Genomic DNA, 16,574 nt, shown 5'->3' with positions numbered 1-16,574 from the left:
GATGATAGTTACAGTCGAATGGTTACGTGAGCATATAGAAGATGAGAATGTCCGTATAATCGATTGTCGTTTTGATTTAGCGAATCCTAATTGGGGTAGAGAAAAGTATGAAGAAGGACATATTCCTCATGCGTTATATTTTGATTTGAATTTAGATTTATCAAGTCCTATAGCAGAACATGGTGGCCGCCATCCTTTACCAAATATTGAGGAGTTTGCAGACAAGCTTTCGAAGGCTGGTATTGATGAACATACGACAGTAATTGCGTATGACAGTCAAGCTGGTGCAAATGCTGCTCGTTTATGGTGGTTATGTAACTATGTAGGACATGAGAAAGTATATATATTAGATGGTGGTTTCCCTGCTTGGAAAGAGAATGGACTACCGACAACAGCGGAAATTCCTGTTGCTATACGAAAAACATTCAAAGCTAATATACAAGATCATATGCTTGTAACGATGGAAACGGTCAGAGAGAATATCCGTGCAGGTGCGGATGTTACATTAATTGATTCAAGAGAGCCGAAACGTTATGCTGGTGTAGAGGAACTTGTCGATCATAAAGCAGGACATATTCCAACAGCGGTAAACCATTTTTGGAAGGATGGAATGTTGCAATCAGGACAATTTAAGAATAAAGCTGGGCAACAAGAACGATTCCAAAATCTGTCGAAAGATAAGGAAACCATTGTATATTGTGGTTCTGGTGTTACGGCATGTCCAAATATCGTTGCATTAAAATTGGCTGGATTCCAAAATGTTAAATTGTATGCAGGTAGCTGGAGTGATTGGATTTCTTATCCAGAAAATCAAATTGCAAAAGAAGAAGATTAATCACTTGCATGCAAAAATAATTTGTATTAAAATAAGGTCACAAGCAAGAGATTGCTCGAAAAACTTTGTATTTTACACATTGGAAACAATGTGATAATATAACGACAAGTAAATAATACATCCTGCGGTGTGCGTAACTTATTTATGTCTAAAACCGATGTTAGTTATACGGAAGCTCAATATTTAGCGACCATCATCAAGCCTTCCTTGTGGAGGAAGATGTACGGTAACTGTGAGGGCATCCACCTGCGAGTAGCGGGTTTTTGGACATTTACGAGGAGCGGCACGTGCGGGGGTCTTATTTCAACTAACCTTATATAAAATTCCTACGGTGTACGTAGCTTATGCATGTCTTAAACCAATAAGTTTAATATGGAAGCTCAATATTTAAATGTAGCTAACATGCCATCTTTTTAAGAAGGAAGTTACAAACATTTGTGAGAGCATCCACCTGTGAGAGCAGGTTTATGGACATCTAGAGAGAACGGCATATGTGGGGCTATATAAAAACCTTACGTTTTATACGTAAGGTTTTTTTGTTGCATAGATATATTAATATTATCTTGATTCACCTGTGAAGTTTCCGTAATAAATGTAGCACTTTCTGTCTTCATCAATCTCTCTTGAATCTAAGGAGAATTCCATAGACATGCCGTCTCGCTGAATATATATAATATCTGAATGAAGAGATGGTAAAATTTCTTCGTAGTTCCATACATCTTGACTATCTACTAAGCTTGAACTCGTTTCACTTAGTTCTCTAATTTCAAAACCGATGTGGGAGTATGTAGGGTCTGAAGGGTCATTGGCGAAAACTTCTTTTTGAATATAAATAACTACTGTTCCGTCTGGATCAACCGAAGTTGCAGTAACAACATAAGTATTTTTCTCTTTAATAAAATATTCACAAGTCATGCGTGCGATAATTTCAGAATTAGAAATATTGGCGTAGTTCCATAAAGCAGGATACCCTTTCGTTTCATCATTAAGTCGATATTCTAAGCGCATTTTTATACCTCTTCTTCCTTTTTCTTCTACTTTATCATGCCATCCTATATAATAGGAATAGAAATTAAAAAGGGGAGTGCGAAGGTGACAAAAACGAAATGGCTAGTAGGTGGTGTCGTAACGTCTTTAATGACTGGCACTTTATTTGGTTGCGCACAAGATCTTCCCCCAAAACCGAATGATAATAGTTGTTCTGATTGGGATTGGGATGATGAACTTGGGGTATGGCAGTGTGATGATAGTAGTTCAGGTTATCGTGGGCATTATTTCTATGGTGGGCGATACTATCAAAATAAATCCACTTTTAAAAATTCATCGGCGTTTAAATCGTATCAATCGTCTGCTGAATTTAAAGGTGGAATTGGAAGCGGTTCAAAGGGAGGATTTGGGGGATAAAATATGTCGCAATACATAAGGGATCGAAAAGAGTTTTATTTGAAATATCCAAATTTTTGGTCGAATTTATATGAATGTGAGTATAGTTTGTTTCATGTTTTTTCTATAACAAATCAGACTATGAAGCAATTACAATTAGCGACTGAACGAATGGGAAAAATATTTTTTAAGACTGCTAGACTGCTGCGTAATTTAAGTGACGAACAGCTTCTTGAGCTTGGTTTTCCATCCGCGAGTTTATCATTCATTAGAATGAAAGGGCTTTATCCTGAATCTGTAATTTCGCGATTTGATTTTGCTGTAACAGAGGATAACCAAATCAAAATGCTTGAGTTTAATAGTGATACACCAACTTTTATTGTGGAATGCTTTCAAATGAATGGGAAAGTATGTGAAAATCTAGGTTATGATGATCCAAACTCGGATCAAGAACGATTGCTATCTTCTGGTGTTACGAAAGCCGTAATGGAAGCGACAAAGGGATTAGACAATCCAAATGTTGTTTTTACAGCACATCATGAACATATTGAGGATTGGAATACGACTATGTATTTGAGTCAGTTATGCCATGTGGAAAATAAAGTAGTGCCAATGTCAGAACTTAGAATTACAAAAGATGCTCTAATCGATAAAGATGGGGCGAAGATTGACGTTTTATATCGCCAAACATATCCGATAGAAGATTTAATTGAGGATCGAGATCCTGAAACAGGAGATTTGGTAGGTGTGGAATTGTTGCAACTTGTAAAGGCCGGAAAGCTTTTTATAATAAATCCTTTGTCAGCATTTTTACTTCAGCCAAAATCAATTCAGTGTCTTATTTGGGGGTTAGCAGAAGAAGAGGCCTTTTATACAAATGAGGAACAACAGTGGATTAAAGAATATATGTTACCTACATATTTAGAACCAGATTTATTTTTAGGAAAAGGTTCTTTCGTTCAAAAACCTTCATTTGGTAGAGAAGGAGATACAATTACGATTCGTGATAAGGACGAAAATATTATGCTTCAAAATGCACATCAAACATATAAAAAGTCACTGCCAATATTTCAAAAGTATACAGAACTTCCAGTCGTATCCTTGGAAACAGAAAAAGGGATGGAGAAACTGTCGTATGTGTTTGGTTCTTTTTTAATTGCTGGAAAAGCGAGTAGTATCGGTATTCGCGCGGGAGAAAAGATTACAGGAAATGAATCGTACTATTTACCGGTAGGTATAAAAAGGAGGGGGAAAAATGATTAATTTTTTGTTATATTTAGCAGTAACACTTGGACTTTTATGTATTGGTCTGTTCTTGATGGAAGTGACAACGAAAGTTAAGGAATTTAGGTTAATGGCTCAAGGGAATAAGGCGGTAAGCTATGTGCTTGGAGGGCGATTACTTGGGTTAGCTATCGTTTTATATTCGACAGCAGCTAATTCAATTTCACTTCTTGATATGATTTCGTGGGGAGCAGTTGGGATTTTGGCTCAAATTATCGTCTTTTATTTAGCTGAGTGGCTTACACCACGCTTTAATATAAACAAAAGTCTTGAAGAAGATAATCAAGCAGTCGGTCTTTTTCTTATGTTTTTATCGCTTTCAATTGGGATTGTAATCGCTGGTTGTATAACTTATTAAAAACTTTACGTTTAAACGTAAAGTTTTTTATTTTATACCGCTATTTGCCGGGCAGCCCGATTGGTGAGGGCTAATAATCAGTGGCGGATGAACAAAACCCCCACTGATTAAAGTTTCACTTTATATACGTTAGTTTGCCATACCATTTGAAAAAATTGTAGGCTACGGTTGACATCTATTTTAAATAAGAGTAACATTTTCAATGTAATGAAAATAAGTCTCTGTTAGGTGAGGCTCCTGTATAGAGAAATGCTACTGCCCAAAAATGTCGAGAGACGCCAATGGGTCAACAGGAATGATCGAATTAAGGTTTTTCTTAACGTAGCTGGTAATGTACCTATGCTATACAGTGCTAAAACTCGGTGAGGGAGAGGTCCGTAGATTTCTAATTATATTAGAAATCGTTTATTTGTGTATGTAATGGCCGCTACTCTCTTAAGGGTAGGGGTCTTTTTTGTTACCAAGCTATGAGTAATTTCATATTATAAACTATAAAATTAAACGAGGAGGTGAGGAGCATGTCAAATTCTGACTCGGTTCCGTTACCCATATACTTCAAATCAAAAATATATGATGTAGGCAGGAAACGATTTGTTCCTCCCTCTATATTTATCACAATGTAGCGTTTATAAAGCGCGAGACACTTTCACAGTAAAGTGGATAAATTGAGAAACAAAGCGTTTCTTCCTATGTTGTAAAGGAGGAGACGATAATATGTTATATGCAAACAAAACTGTGGGTAACACGTCATATAAACTAAGTAAAAAATCAATAAAAGAACAAACAATGCTCCAAAAAAATAAAGATTTATTAATTGAAATTGCAACAAGAGATGTAAAATCTGTATTTGCATATTTTAAAACAACAAGAGACGGACTATCAATGAAAGAGGCACAAAAACGTATTCAAGTATATGGCCGAAATGAACTAACTTCAAAAAGAGCACTTCTTGCAGAAGTAATGATGAAGCTAGGTGGCATGATTCCAGGTTTTTCAAAACAACGTGTGTGTGATGAATTACAACGTGAAACGATTACTGTATCTAGAGTAGAATGTTCTAGTAGTACAGGGTTAAATAGTGAACTGAAAATGATGGAGATACCTGTGCAAGAACTTGTACCTGGAGATATGATTTTTCTTTCGGCTGGAGATGCTGTGCCAGCTGATGTACGTATTATTTATGCAGATGATTTATTAGTGAATGAGTCTGTGTTAACGGGAAACGAAGCGAATATAGAGAAGTTTGAGAGCTGCTATCACCTTGAACGTAAACGATTTATTCCATTAAAACGGATGAAAGATTATAATCCACTTGAGCTTGAAAATGTATGTTTTAAAGGTTCGCATATCGTTAGTGGAAATGCAAAAGCTATCGTTGTTTCTACTGGAAAAAATACGTATTCAGGCATCTTGCATACTTGTTGTAGTAGAACGTCTTAATGTGTTAATGGTGCTAAATATACAAAAACAATGTATAATAGACAAAGTTGAGCAAAAACGTAGAATGGTAATCTATTTATATAACCTTACGTGATAACGTAAGGTTATTATTTTTTTAATAGGAGAGGAATTATGAAAAAAGTATTATTAGTTGATGGTATGGCACTATTATTTCGTGCTTTTTACGCAACAAGTGTCTACGGACAATTTATGAAACGACAAGATGGAACCCCTACGAACGGGATTCATGGTTATATGAAACACTTATTAACAGCTACGCAAGCGATCGAACCAACACATATCGTTACATGCTGGGATATGGGAAGTACGACATTTAGAACAGAATCGTTCTCGAATTATAAAGCAAATCGTGCAGCGCCACCAGAAGAATTAATTCCTCAATTTGATTTAGTGCAAGAAATGACTGCAAAATTATCCATTCCAGTTATCGGTATGAAAGGCTACGAAGCGGACGATTGTATCGGTACGCTTGCAAAACAATATTGCAATGAAGCTGAAGTTTATATTTTAACAGGTGATACGGATTTACTTCAACTTGTTGATAAGAGCGTTACAGTCATGCTTCTGCGTAAAGGAATTGGAAATTACGAATATTACACACCGGAGAAAATCATGGAAGAAAAAGGTGTAGAGCCGTGGCAAATCGTCCATGCAAAAGCTTTCATGGGAGATACAAGTGATAATTATCCAGGTGTAAAAGGTATCGGTGAAAAAACAGCGTATAAGCTTATTCAAGAGCACGGAACAGTATCCGCTGTACTAGAAAATGTAGGATCATTAACAAAAGCGCAGCGTACGAAGATTGAAAGTGATTTAGAGAACTTAAATATTTCGTTACAATTAGCCCAAATTCACTGTGAAGTTCCAATTTCATGTTCACTAGAAGAAGGGTTACACACAATGGATGAAGAAAAACTTAGATTTGTTTGTGAAGAAATGAATTGGGGAAGACCTGAAATATTAATAAATATGCTATAAATAGTTTGGAAAGAGGGATGTTGCATAAGTCGAACTTTGACTTGGTGACACCTTCTTTTTGTTTTTGTAAACAGTATTATAGTAAATAAAATTATGTCGAACTCAATTTTAAATATATAAATGTTTTGACAAGATATAATGATAAAAGTTGATGGAAATAGTAACTTTTATAATGAAGTGAATTAATTTCAACATAGTTTTAGATAATCACTTTTTTCGTGTTCACAAAGTTGTCAGAAAATAAACGGAATTTTCATATGAAGTTCAAATAGAATTCACAGCAATCAATTATTATAAGAACACACAGATAATTCTTTATCTTTTATATAAACCATCCCCCAAGGAGGACAATGAAAATGAGAAAAAAAGTGAGAAAATCTTTTAAACAATTATTAATTGAAAATAAACAATCACTATTAAATAATAAAGAAAATATGAAAGAAATTGAAGAGAGAATTGAGAAACGACATGTAGCATATAGTGGTGCCAGTAATTAAATAAAATAAAAAAGATAGCCTATATAGGCTATCTTTTTTATTTTATATTGAAAAAACGTTACTCATCTCTTTAATTTTGTAAATATGCAAGATATTTTTATAGTGTTTTTCTATCAATATTACTCATTTTTCGAGGTTGAAATTGGTATATACCAATTTTTGAGATTTCCTATTCATAATATTACAAAAAATGTTACAATACACTCAAATTTATACTATAAAATCATTTTAATATGAAAAATTGGAATGAAAAGAAAGGAGGGGAATATGAATAAAGATGTCGCTTTGAAATGATTATTATCATTTCATTAGGAGTTGATGTAAAAAGATGAAGAGATACGAAGAATTGGACTCTATAAGAGGGATTTCTTCATTAGTAGTAATGATCGGTCATCATTTAATGATTTTTTCAGCATTTCAAAATTACAGTTATGAAGATAATAAGCCATTTGTTGTGTACCTATTAAAAGAAACGCCTGCTCGTCTAATTTTTAGTAGTGGTAACGAATCAGTTATTATCTTTTTTGTTTTGAGCGGATTTGTTTTGTATGAATCTATTCAAAAAAACTATAGTAGCTATGGGTCATACCTTTTAAAACGTATATGCAGAATATATATTCCTTATATTGTGGCAATAATTATAGCTATTGTATGCCAGATTACAATTAGTGAATATGGTATTTCTTATTTAAGTGAATGGTTTAATCGCTCATGGACGATTGAAAGTTCTTCAAGCTTAATCGCACAACATATTTTATTGGTTGGGAAATATAATACAGATGCATATAACGGTGTGATTTGGTCACTTGTCCATGAAATGCGAATATCAATAATTTTCCCGTTAATTTTGATGATTTGCTTACGAAAAACGTTGAGGTGTTCATTACTATTATTGTTTAGTTTTAGTATATGTTCTGTCGTAATATTATTTTTGTTTCGCTCGGGCTTAACATTAACAAGCTATGCATTAACATTGCATTACACGGTGTTGTTTTTACTAGGAGCACTAGTTGCGAAGTATAAAAATAATTTAATAGTTTTTTATAGTAATTGTACTAAAAACACAAAAATTACATGGTTTTTAGTTGCGATTTTACTTTTTATGTATGAAGGGCTTATAGGAGAAATTAAAGTGCTCAATAATTTTATATTTCGAGACTATGTAGTGGCGATAAGTGCATGTCTATTTGTCATATTAAGTTTGTCAATATCAACTTTGTCGTCCTTGCTACGTAATAAATATTTGTTATATTTGGGGAAGATTTCTTACAGTCTTTATTTATACCATATTATATCGTTGTTTTCCCTTATATACATGCTCCATAAAATATTACCGTTGCCAATTATTTTAATTTTTTCACTTGTTTTTTCGTTTATACTTGCAATGCTTTCGTATGTATATGTAGAAAAATTTGCATTCGGAGTTGGAAAGTATGTAACAAAACAAGTGGATAGAAGAGAGAAAGGGTTATCTGTAAAGAGTGAATTGCAGGATGTTATTCAGAAAAGGGCGGTGAAATAATTGAAGCAAGAAATGAGTATAAAAGATTTTCAACAATTATTGAAAAGAAGATTCGTAACGATTATTTTAACGATGTGTTGTTTAACCGCTTCTTTAGTTCTTATCTCTATGTATGTTTTAAAGCCGTCATATCAATATTCAACGCAAATTCTTGTTGGGAATTTAGATGAGTTTAATAAGGAAAATTCAACAAATAAAACACAAGAGAATAAGCAACTAGTAACATCGTATGTTGATATTTTAAAAAGCCCATTAATTATTTCAACAGTCAAAAAACTTTGAAATTAGAGCAATCAAGTCATGAATTAGCACAAAAAATCTCGGTTGTGAATACGGACAACTCACAAATTGTAACTGTTACAGTAAAAGATTCCAATCCGAAAATCGTGAAAGACATTGTAAAGACATTGGCAGAGCAATCACAAAAAAGCTTTCAACAGTACACAAATGTACAAGGGGTGAAAGTATTAACTGATCCTGAGTTACAGGAACAGGCTGAAAAATTGTTTCCGAAATTTCAACTGATCATTCCTATTTCTTTAATTGTTAGTTTTTTTGTTGGAATAGGTTTAGCTGTATTTCGAGATTATTTTGATGAACGTATATACACGGAACAGGATTTAGAGAAAATAACAACAGTCTCTGTTATTGGTCACATAAATATGAAACCAAATAGAAAAAAGAAACCTACAGAGGTTGATAAAAAATCATCTACATATCGAGGTGAACATGTCGATGTTTAGGACAAAGAAGCAGCTGCCATTCAATTTGCATGATGATCTGATGAAAGAGCAGTTTTATACGGTGTATCACGAGCTGAAAAAATCCGGAAAACAACTGTTCACAGTTAGTTCAACGAAGGACAGAGGTGTTGTTGCCTCGCTTATAGTAAATATGGGTGTAGTGTTTGCGGAAATGAAAAAAAAGGTGTTACTTATTGATGTGAATTTTTCTGACCCTAAACTACATGTATTATTACAAAGTGATCACATGATAACAGTAAACGATATAATAAGCTCTTCCTCCCGCAATTATGAATCTTTTTCTAGTAATTTGTCTAAATACTTATATTGTATTCCTGCAAAAAAAAACAGTACATACAGGGACGCCCTTAGTTGCTATGGATGAATTTGATAATGCGATTGCTAAGTGGAAAGAAGATTTTGATTACATTTTCGTTTATTCTTCTGAAGTATTTGAACTTCCTGCTACGCACATTATTGCAGGGAAATGCGATGGAGTGGTTTTAGCAGTTAAAAAGCGAAAAGATTCACTACGTACAGTGCAAAAAGTAATAGCGGATATAAATAGGAAAGAATGTGAATTAATAGGTATAATTTTATATTCTTGAATGTGGGGGTAACGATCCATGATTCGTGAAACAAATCAAGCCAAGTTGTATACGATTCCGGCTCAAGAAAAGCCTAGCATATTGAATCGAAGTGTAAAACGCTTGTTTGATATTATATTTTCAATCATATTGTTACTATTAACAATACCAATTATGTTGTTCTTTTGTATTATGATTACTTTAGAAACATCAGGGGCTCCAATTTACTTTCAAGAACGTTTAGGTATAAACGGGAAGAAGTTTAATGTATTTAAATTAAGGTCGATGGTAAAGGATGCTGAAATGAACGGACCACAATGGGCAAAAGAAGATGATCAAAGAATTACAAAAGTTGGATTGTTTATAAGGAAAACGAGAATGGATGAATTACCACAGCTCTTAAATATTTTAAGAGGAGATATGTCTTTTGTAGGCCCTAGACCAGAGAGAGAGTTTTTTTATAATGAATTTGATGCGTATATTCCAGAATTTAAGGATCGTTTAATGGTAAAACCAGGCTTAACAGGATGGGCACAAATAAATGGAGGGTATAATCTTGATCCAAAGGAAAAGTTGAGGTTAGACATGGAGTATATTGAAATGAAAACGATTCGGATGGACATCCGTATTTTATGTAAGACCGTTTTAATTGTATTGAATGGTAATGGTGCAAGATAAATATATATGTAAACAACATATGTAAGTAGGTTACTTGCAAAGGAGAACTTGTATGGGTAGAACTATTCTAAACAATATTATCCATCTATTTTATAGTACGATTTTAGCTAACCTTCTTCAGGCTGTCAGTTTAATTGTTTTAGCAAACTCTTTTAACGCACAACATTATGGGATGTTTAGTGTTGCCATAGCAGTGACGTTTGTTATGTTATTTTTTACAGATTTAGGACTTAGTAATACGTTTCTTCGAGAAGGGGCAAAGGATGGAGCAGATTTAGAGCAGATTTTATCATCGTATATAAAAATAAGGATGATTCTACTTATTTTTATTTCTATCATGGGTTATATTGCTATTCATTATATGTATGAGGATAAAAATTTAATTTATATGATGATAAACGTAATGTTTTTCATGTTAATAGGATTAACTTGGCAAAACATAGGGATTGCCTATTTTCAACTGACGGAACGTATGAAGTATATAGCGCTCATAAAAGTTGTATCAGCATCAGTTGTCATTATAATTACATGTTTTTGTATTTTCGGAGAGTTACCGGTGTATGTAACAGCTCGCTTATATGCTTTTGGGTATATGATCGGTGGTTTATTCAGTATATATATCATGAGAAGAAAGACGAAAATGAATATGAAAGTCGTAATTCATAAAGCGTTATTTTGGCAATTAACTCCCTTTATTATTAGCGGTTTTTTAATAATGAGTACGCCACAATTAGCGCCTATCTTGCTTAACTATACATTGCCATTAAGTATGGTAGGTGTTTTTGCAGTGGCGTACCGGATGCCGGCAGCTTTATATCAAGTACCAGGGGTAATTGCAGGTGCATTTTTTCCGGTGCTCTTTAAGCATTATAACCAGAATAATATAGAAGAGCATACGAAATTAAATTTACTTCAAATTAAATCAATGGCGATTGTAGGAATATGTATGACGATCGGTTTATATCATTTAGCACCATACTTTATTTCTATATTTTTTCATGAAGAATGGAGCAATGCAGTAGAACCACTCCAAATATTATCATTTTTTATTGTGCTACAAAGTTTAAATATTGCCATTGCTGACGGTTTAACGACGAGTGGATGTCAAAATAAGAGAACTGTTGTGCAGTGTGTAGCATTGGTGATAGGTGGGGTTATGCTTTATAGCTTTAGTAGTCTTGGTGGAGTGATAGGAGCGGCATACGCTATGGTTTTATTTGAAATAGTCGCTTTAGTGGGATATATAGCGGTAAGTGTAGTGAAGAAAAAAATTGTATTCCAAATTGTAATACCGTATACAATTTATTTTGGTGTAACCTTTATTGGAGTGCAATATATATTGCATACATATCATTTAATTGCGCTTGTTCTTAATATACTAATTGTAGTAGCTGCCATATTCCTATATGATTATGAGCTAAAAAAACTTCTTCTTTCTTTTATAAGAAAAATACGCAAAAAGGATTATATTACGAAACAGGGGATATAGCCTATGGAAAATAATATGAAAGTATCGATGGGATGGATTATTCTTCTAATATTATTTGTTATGTTAAGTAAATACAATTTATATATTGGATTTTCATTGAAGATATATATGATTTTTTTAGTCATATATTTTTGTTTAACAATTAAAGACTTTCATATTCAAAAGTTATATTTTCATGAAGTTATATTTTTACTGTTTTATTTCATTTATTGTTTAAGCGGAATTCTTTCTATGTATTTAAATGCTAGTATTCGTATGATTTTTGGCGTGCTACTCGTTTTAGGATGCTATTTTATAATGAGAAATTTATTGGGGAATACTGAAATAGTGGTACTTGAATCATCTATTGCTTATGTAGGAATAGTATTTAATGTTGTAAGTCTACTACTCTATATAATCGGTTTACAATACTTTAGTTTATACGGTGGAGAAGAGAGAGAAATTTTTGCTGGATTATTAGTTGATAGAGGATATCCACGGTTAATTGGATTGCTAGATGATCCTAACATTTTTATTTTCTATAATACAATATTTTTTATTTACTATATGACGAATTTGCAAAATATTACTAACATCTTAGGGTTAATTTTATGTGTTACGACGAGTCTATTAACCTTTTCAAGGGGGGGAATATTAGCGCTTGTGCTTGTCATTTTTGTATATATATGTATGTCTAGTTTCGCTAAAAAAATAAAAATAATTATGAGTTTAGTATTGTTTAGTGTAGTTATTTTTAGTTTATCGAATAGTGTAATGGGGGGCCAATTAGATGACATATTAAATAAACGAATTTCTGATTTTTCCCATGATAATGGAAGTGGTAGATTTACATTATGGGAAGCTGCTTTTAAATATTATTTATCCAATCCATATATCGGAATTGGTGCGTTTAACTTCTCGAATTATTATGAGTATCAATTTAATGAAAAATTATATGTACACAATACATTTTTAGAAATTTTGTCTGAGTCGGGTACAATTGGTTTTCTTCTATATAGTGCGTTTTTATTCATATTAATGTTTAAGTTAGCGCAGCATACTTTGTTTCGTGAAAAACCATATCTTCTATTGACTATGATTGCATTTTTATTTCAGATGATGTCATTGTCACTCATTATTAACGAAGCGTTCTTTTTATTTTTAGCAGTTGTTGTGAAGTATATTTCAATATATGAAGGAAGGGGAAAGATAGATGGTAAAATGTCTATCAGCACATAATAAGCCGCCTTATGTTTCTGTAATAACACCTTCTTATAATAGTATACGATTTATAGGTGAGACAATTTTATCTGTACAGAATCAATCGTATGAAAACTGGGAAATGATTATCGTTGATGACGGTTCAACCGACCAATCTGCGGAAAAAATTAAAGAGATAATAGAAGGAGACTCACGGATTAGGTTATTATCATTAAAAGAAAATGTTGGTGCTGCTAAAGCTCGGAATTTAGCGATCCAAGAGGCAAGAGGAAGGTACATTGCCTTTTTAGATAGTGATGATATATGGTTGCCGCATAAATTAAAGACACAATTGTTATTTATGGAAGAAATGAATATTGCTTTTTCATATGCGTCGTATAGTTTAATTGATGAAAAGGGTAATGAACTAAATCGCGAAGTGAGTGTACCAAAATCTGTTGACTATCATTATTTAGTAGGAAATACAATTATCGGGTGTTTAACAGTGATGATTGATCGTGAAAAAATTCCGTATGTAGAAATGCCTAGTATACAGCCGGAAGATACAGCGTTATGGCTGAACTTATTACATGAAGGGTATGAAGCAAAAGGGATACAGCAAGTGTTAGCAAAATATAGAATTGTTACAGATTCTGTTTCTAGAAATAAAATTAGAGCAGCTTTTCGGTATTGGAAATTGTTAAGGGAACAAGAAAGACTGAATTCGGTACAAATTTTTTACTATTTCAGTAAGTATGCTTATCATGCTTATAAAAAAAATAAACTCAATGTAATTGGGAAGGCGCAATTATGAATATACTGTTGATGACAGATAAATTGATAACTGGCGGAGCCGAGAGCTATTTCTGTAAATTGGAAAGCAATTTACGTTGTGAGGATTTTAAGATTTATACAGCTGCAGGTGATGGAGAACTATATGAATCTCTGACTAGAAAAGAAAATTTTATATTACTTAGTCGATGGAATCATTTGAGAAATATTTATTATTTACGAAAAGAAATTTGTAAACGAAAGATAGAACTTATTCATGCAAATAGTTTGCGAATGGTATTATATGCTTTTCTACTTCAAAAGGTTATTAAAAGAAAGATAAAAATTGTTTATACGAAACATAATGTAACGATATTAGAAAAGAAAATGCCAACGCTTTTTCGTTATTTCATGAATAAATATGTGAACAATATTATTACAGTAAGTGAGTTTGAAAAGAATAATTTAATTTCAATTCATGTAGCAGAAGAAAAAATAAATACAATTTATAACGGGGTCGATATTGAAAAGTTTTTATTCCAGCAGAAAAAGAAAGAATCTACATATAAAATAGGGATATTAGCTAGATTATCCAAAGAGAAAAACCATCAACTATTTGTCAAAATTGCAAATGTGTTGAAAAAGAGAAATGATTTTATGTTTTATATTGCTGGTGATGGACCAGAGAAAGAATCGATTATGAAAGAAATAGAAAAATATGGATTGCAGCAAAGGGTGAAGATGCTAGGGAATATTTCAGAGCCGCATGAGTTTATAGGGAATATGGATGCTTTACTTTTATTATCTTTTCGTGAAGTGTTTCCAATGGTAGTAATTGAAGCGATGGCTACAGGGACACCAATTGTTTCAATAGATGTTGGTGGAATATATGAAGCGGTAATAGATGGAGAATCAGGTTTTTTGATATCTGAATATTGTGAATGCGAATTCGCAAGTGCACTTGAGGAACTACAAGGGAATGAAGAAAGGGTAAATGATATTGGATTGAAAGCACGAGAGAAAGCAGTGAGGTATTTCTCGTTAGCTAAAATGATAGAAGAAACGAAAAATATATATGAATTAAACAAATGACCGGGTAGGTCGTTTGTTTTTTTTATTATAGAAACTTTTAAGAGACAACTCACATATTATATGAAAAAAGGTAATATGAGGAGTGAATTTATTTTGTCAGAATATATTTCTTCCCAAGAAGATTGTGCGCCAGAAAGTAGCGTTCGCATTGATTGTTTTGGCGCAGTTCCAAACTCGGGAAATGATAGCTCATTAGCAATTCAGCAAGCTATTGATTATTGTGTAGCGAATCGAATTTCGACGGTTAGAATTACCGGGGTAAATACGTACAAAATTGTAAAGGCGATTGTTATTAAATCAAACGTAAGATTAGAGTTAGATCCTACCGTAACGCTGCAAATTGATGGAGATTTTAATGCATTTGAGCTACAAAGTAACGCTTCGATAGTTGGTGGTACTCTTCAAGTTATAAATTCATTGTTTCAATCTGTTGTTATTTATGTTTCTGGTTCACAACAAATCGAAGTACCTAATCAATCTGTTATATCAAATATAAATATAGTAAATGCAACCCCATCGTATAAAGGAAAAGCTATACATTTTTATTGTCAAAAGGCATGGGATTTTATTAGTTTCTTTCAAGTTAAATTTATTCAAATTAAAAACTTTCAAACTGCAATACATTTGAAGACAGAATATATAAATGATATCAATACACCTTGTTGGATTAACGCCAATGTATTTCAATCTATATTTATTGATGGATGTGTGTATGGGATTGAAGTAGATGGAAATAGTGATTTACCAAATGAAAGTTCAGGAAATACGTTTCATGATATTCAAGTACAATGTAGACAACAAACGAAAAAAGTAATTCGTTGCTCAGGTGCGTATAATACATTTGATTGTATGATCTGGGATACGTACCGGATGAGTAGTGAACAAATTGTCATTGAATTTTCTTCTAATTCTCATCGTAACTACCTTTTTTCAAATCTGCTTTCGACAACTATTGTAGATAAAGGGCAATATAATGTTTGTAAGTCTACCTATGAAGAATCTCTTCGAATTCAGTTACCGATTACGTTAAATAAACCTCACTTAATAGGCAATCAAGATGATATATTAGTAAATGCTCAGCAAAAGTATATTGTTAAGCAAGTAAGTGGGAAAGTACCGTACGGTGGAAATCTCGTGAATTGCTTTAATTTAATAGATGAGCAAAGCGTAAACTATATTGATGTTCCAGATAGTAATCCAGTTGTCATTGAACTTGATTTTACGAAAAAACCAATACAAATGTTAAATTGTTTTGGAATGTATTTTGGGTGGGGAGAGAGTCCAAAGAAAATTAAAATTGAATATGCATTAAGTGCAATTGGAAATTGGGTTATCGCGTTGGATGTTCCGTTAAATGTAGGCGATACAATTATTTCGAATATGAAAGCGACCCAGTTATATAAAGTAAGAATTACATTAAGTGGTTATTCTCAAGATCATAAACGTTTTCGAATTAATCGTATCTTTGCAAGATCTTCTATGGAAAATGGGAGTGCTTGGTTAGCGACAACTGGCGGAAGAATGTTTGGAGATATTGAAATAGAGGCAAGTAAAGGTATAATCATGAAGACTGCTAGTGGAGTGAAATGGAAAGTTACTATTAATGAAGCGGGCCAACTTATTACGACTAAAATAACTTGAGGTGGTGTTTAATCGTATATCCTTGGACGAGTTACAATGTAGTGGGATATAGGTAATGAAAAAGAGATTGTAATTT

General features: G+C 32.9%; 15 protein-coding genes, 2 other RNA genes, 2 pseudogenes and 1 riboswitch. Of the genes and pseudogenes, 18 read left to right on the top strand and 1 reads right to left on the bottom strand.

Annotated features, from left to right (window positions below):
- Nucleotide 1 precedes the first annotated feature (1 nt).
- The 3 genes from MR169_RS09690 to ssrS (MR169_RS09680) all read left to right on the top strand — a co-directional run bounded on the left by MR169_RS09690 (nucleotide 2) and on the right by ssrS (MR169_RS09680) (nucleotide 1,339).
- Complete coding sequence (locus MR169_RS09690) at nucleotides 2–835, top strand: sulfurtransferase (protein WP_000637562.1); 834 nt, start codon at nucleotides 2–4, stop codon at nucleotides 833–835.
- A gap of 116 nt (nucleotides 836–951) precedes the next feature.
- Nucleotides 952–1,134, top strand: a non-coding RNA gene (gene ssrS, locus MR169_RS09685) — 6S RNA.
- Nucleotides 1,135–1,155: 21 nt separating this feature from the next.
- Nucleotides 1,156–1,339, top strand: a non-coding RNA gene (ssrS, locus tag MR169_RS09680) — 6S RNA.
- 54 nt (nucleotides 1,340–1,393) lie between these two features.
- Here the strand turns inward: ssrS (MR169_RS09680) and MR169_RS09675 are convergent.
- A complete protein-coding gene (locus tag MR169_RS09675) occupies nucleotides 1,394–1,843 on the bottom strand; it encodes a hypothetical protein (RefSeq protein WP_086392164.1) in 450 nt (149 codons plus the stop codon).
- An 84-nt stretch (nucleotides 1,844–1,927) separates the two neighbouring features.
- On the opposite strand from MR169_RS09675, the gene MR169_RS09670 reads away from it, so the two are divergent.
- From MR169_RS09670 to MR169_RS09600, 15 genes and pseudogenes are all read left to right on the top strand, one after another.
- A complete protein-coding gene (locus tag MR169_RS09670) occupies nucleotides 1,928–2,239 on the top strand; it encodes a hypothetical protein (RefSeq protein WP_000169030.1) in 312 nt (103 codons plus the stop codon).
- 3 nt (nucleotides 2,240–2,242) lie between these two features.
- Nucleotides 2,243–3,481 (top strand): glutathionylspermidine synthase family protein, encoded by a 1,239-nt coding sequence (locus MR169_RS09665; RefSeq protein ID WP_098616269.1) that lies wholly within the window; start codon nucleotides 2,243–2,245, stop codon nucleotides 3,479–3,481.
- Complete coding sequence (locus tag MR169_RS09660; RefSeq protein WP_242319326.1) at nucleotides 3,474–3,860, top strand: DUF350 domain-containing protein; 387 nt, start codon at nucleotides 3,474–3,476, stop codon at nucleotides 3,858–3,860. Before MR169_RS09665 ends, MR169_RS09660 begins: the two co-directional genes overlap by 8 nt.
- Before the next feature lie 213 nt (nucleotides 3,861–4,073).
- Nucleotides 4,074–4,239: riboswitch (M-box (ykoK) riboswitch) on the top strand.
- A gap of 335 nt (nucleotides 4,240–4,574) precedes the next feature.
- Nucleotides 4,575–5,300 (top strand): P-type ATPase actuator domain-containing protein, encoded by a 726-nt coding sequence (locus tag MR169_RS09655; protein ID WP_000964949.1) that lies wholly within the window; start codon nucleotides 4,575–4,577, stop codon nucleotides 5,298–5,300.
- Nucleotides 5,301–5,432: 132 nt separating this feature from the next.
- Nucleotides 5,433–6,299: a 5'-3' exonuclease gene (locus MR169_RS09650; RefSeq protein ID WP_000757076.1), complete on the top strand. Its 867-nt coding sequence runs from the start codon at nucleotides 5,433–5,435 to the stop codon at nucleotides 6,297–6,299.
- Nucleotides 6,300–6,655: 356 nt separating this feature from the next.
- Complete coding sequence (locus MR169_RS09645; RefSeq protein ID WP_001228048.1) at nucleotides 6,656–6,796, top strand: FbpB family small basic protein; 141 nt, start codon at nucleotides 6,656–6,658, stop codon at nucleotides 6,794–6,796.
- Between the two features lie 328 nt (nucleotides 6,797–7,124).
- Entirely contained in the window at nucleotides 7,125–8,318 is a 1,194-nt protein-coding gene (locus MR169_RS09640; RefSeq protein WP_242319325.1) for an acyltransferase family protein, read from the top strand.
- Nucleotides 8,319–9,061: pseudogene (locus MR169_RS09635) on the top strand (YveK family protein). It begins immediately after the preceding gene.
- Nucleotides 9,048–9,669: pseudogene (locus MR169_RS09630) on the top strand (CpsD/CapB family tyrosine-protein kinase). The pseudogenes MR169_RS09635 and MR169_RS09630 overlap by 14 nt, the downstream one beginning before the upstream one ends.
- Before the next feature lie 18 nt (nucleotides 9,670–9,687).
- Nucleotides 9,688–10,326, top strand: coding sequence for a sugar transferase (locus tag MR169_RS09625; RefSeq protein WP_242319324.1), 639 nt, complete (start codon nucleotides 9,688–9,690; stop codon nucleotides 10,324–10,326).
- A gap of 52 nt (nucleotides 10,327–10,378) precedes the next feature.
- The gene (locus MR169_RS09620) at nucleotides 10,379–11,815 is read left to right on the top strand and encodes an oligosaccharide flippase family protein (protein WP_242319323.1); all 1,437 of its coding nucleotides are present in this window, start codon (nucleotides 10,379–10,381) and stop codon (nucleotides 11,813–11,815) included.
- A 3-nt stretch (nucleotides 11,816–11,818) separates the two neighbouring features.
- On the top strand, nucleotides 11,819–13,033 hold the full coding sequence (locus MR169_RS09615) for an O-antigen ligase family protein (protein ID WP_242319322.1): 1,215 nt from the start codon (nucleotides 11,819–11,821) through the stop codon (nucleotides 13,031–13,033).
- A complete protein-coding gene (locus tag MR169_RS09610) occupies nucleotides 13,008–13,808 on the top strand; it encodes a glycosyltransferase family 2 protein (RefSeq protein WP_100619596.1) in 801 nt (266 codons plus the stop codon). Before MR169_RS09615 ends, MR169_RS09610 begins: the two co-directional genes overlap by 26 nt.
- Nucleotides 13,805–14,857 (top strand): glycosyltransferase family 4 protein, encoded by a 1,053-nt coding sequence (locus MR169_RS09605; protein WP_242319321.1) that lies wholly within the window; start codon nucleotides 13,805–13,807, stop codon nucleotides 14,855–14,857. The genes MR169_RS09610 and MR169_RS09605 overlap by 4 nt, the downstream gene beginning before the upstream one ends.
- Before the next feature lie 93 nt (nucleotides 14,858–14,950).
- On the top strand, nucleotides 14,951–16,498 hold the full coding sequence (locus MR169_RS09600; RefSeq protein ID WP_242319320.1) for a glycoside hydrolase family protein: 1,548 nt from the start codon (nucleotides 14,951–14,953) through the stop codon (nucleotides 16,496–16,498).
- Nucleotides 16,499–16,574: the final 76 nt, after the last annotated feature.

The sequence above is a fragment of the Bacillus cereus group sp. BfR-BA-01349 genome (assembly GCF_022663795.1).
GTDB lineage: Bacteria > Bacillota > Bacilli > Bacillales > Bacillaceae_G > Bacillus_A > Bacillus_A cereus.
Note: the sequence above shows the minus strand (reverse complement) of the source record. Positions and strands in the feature narration are given on the sequence as shown.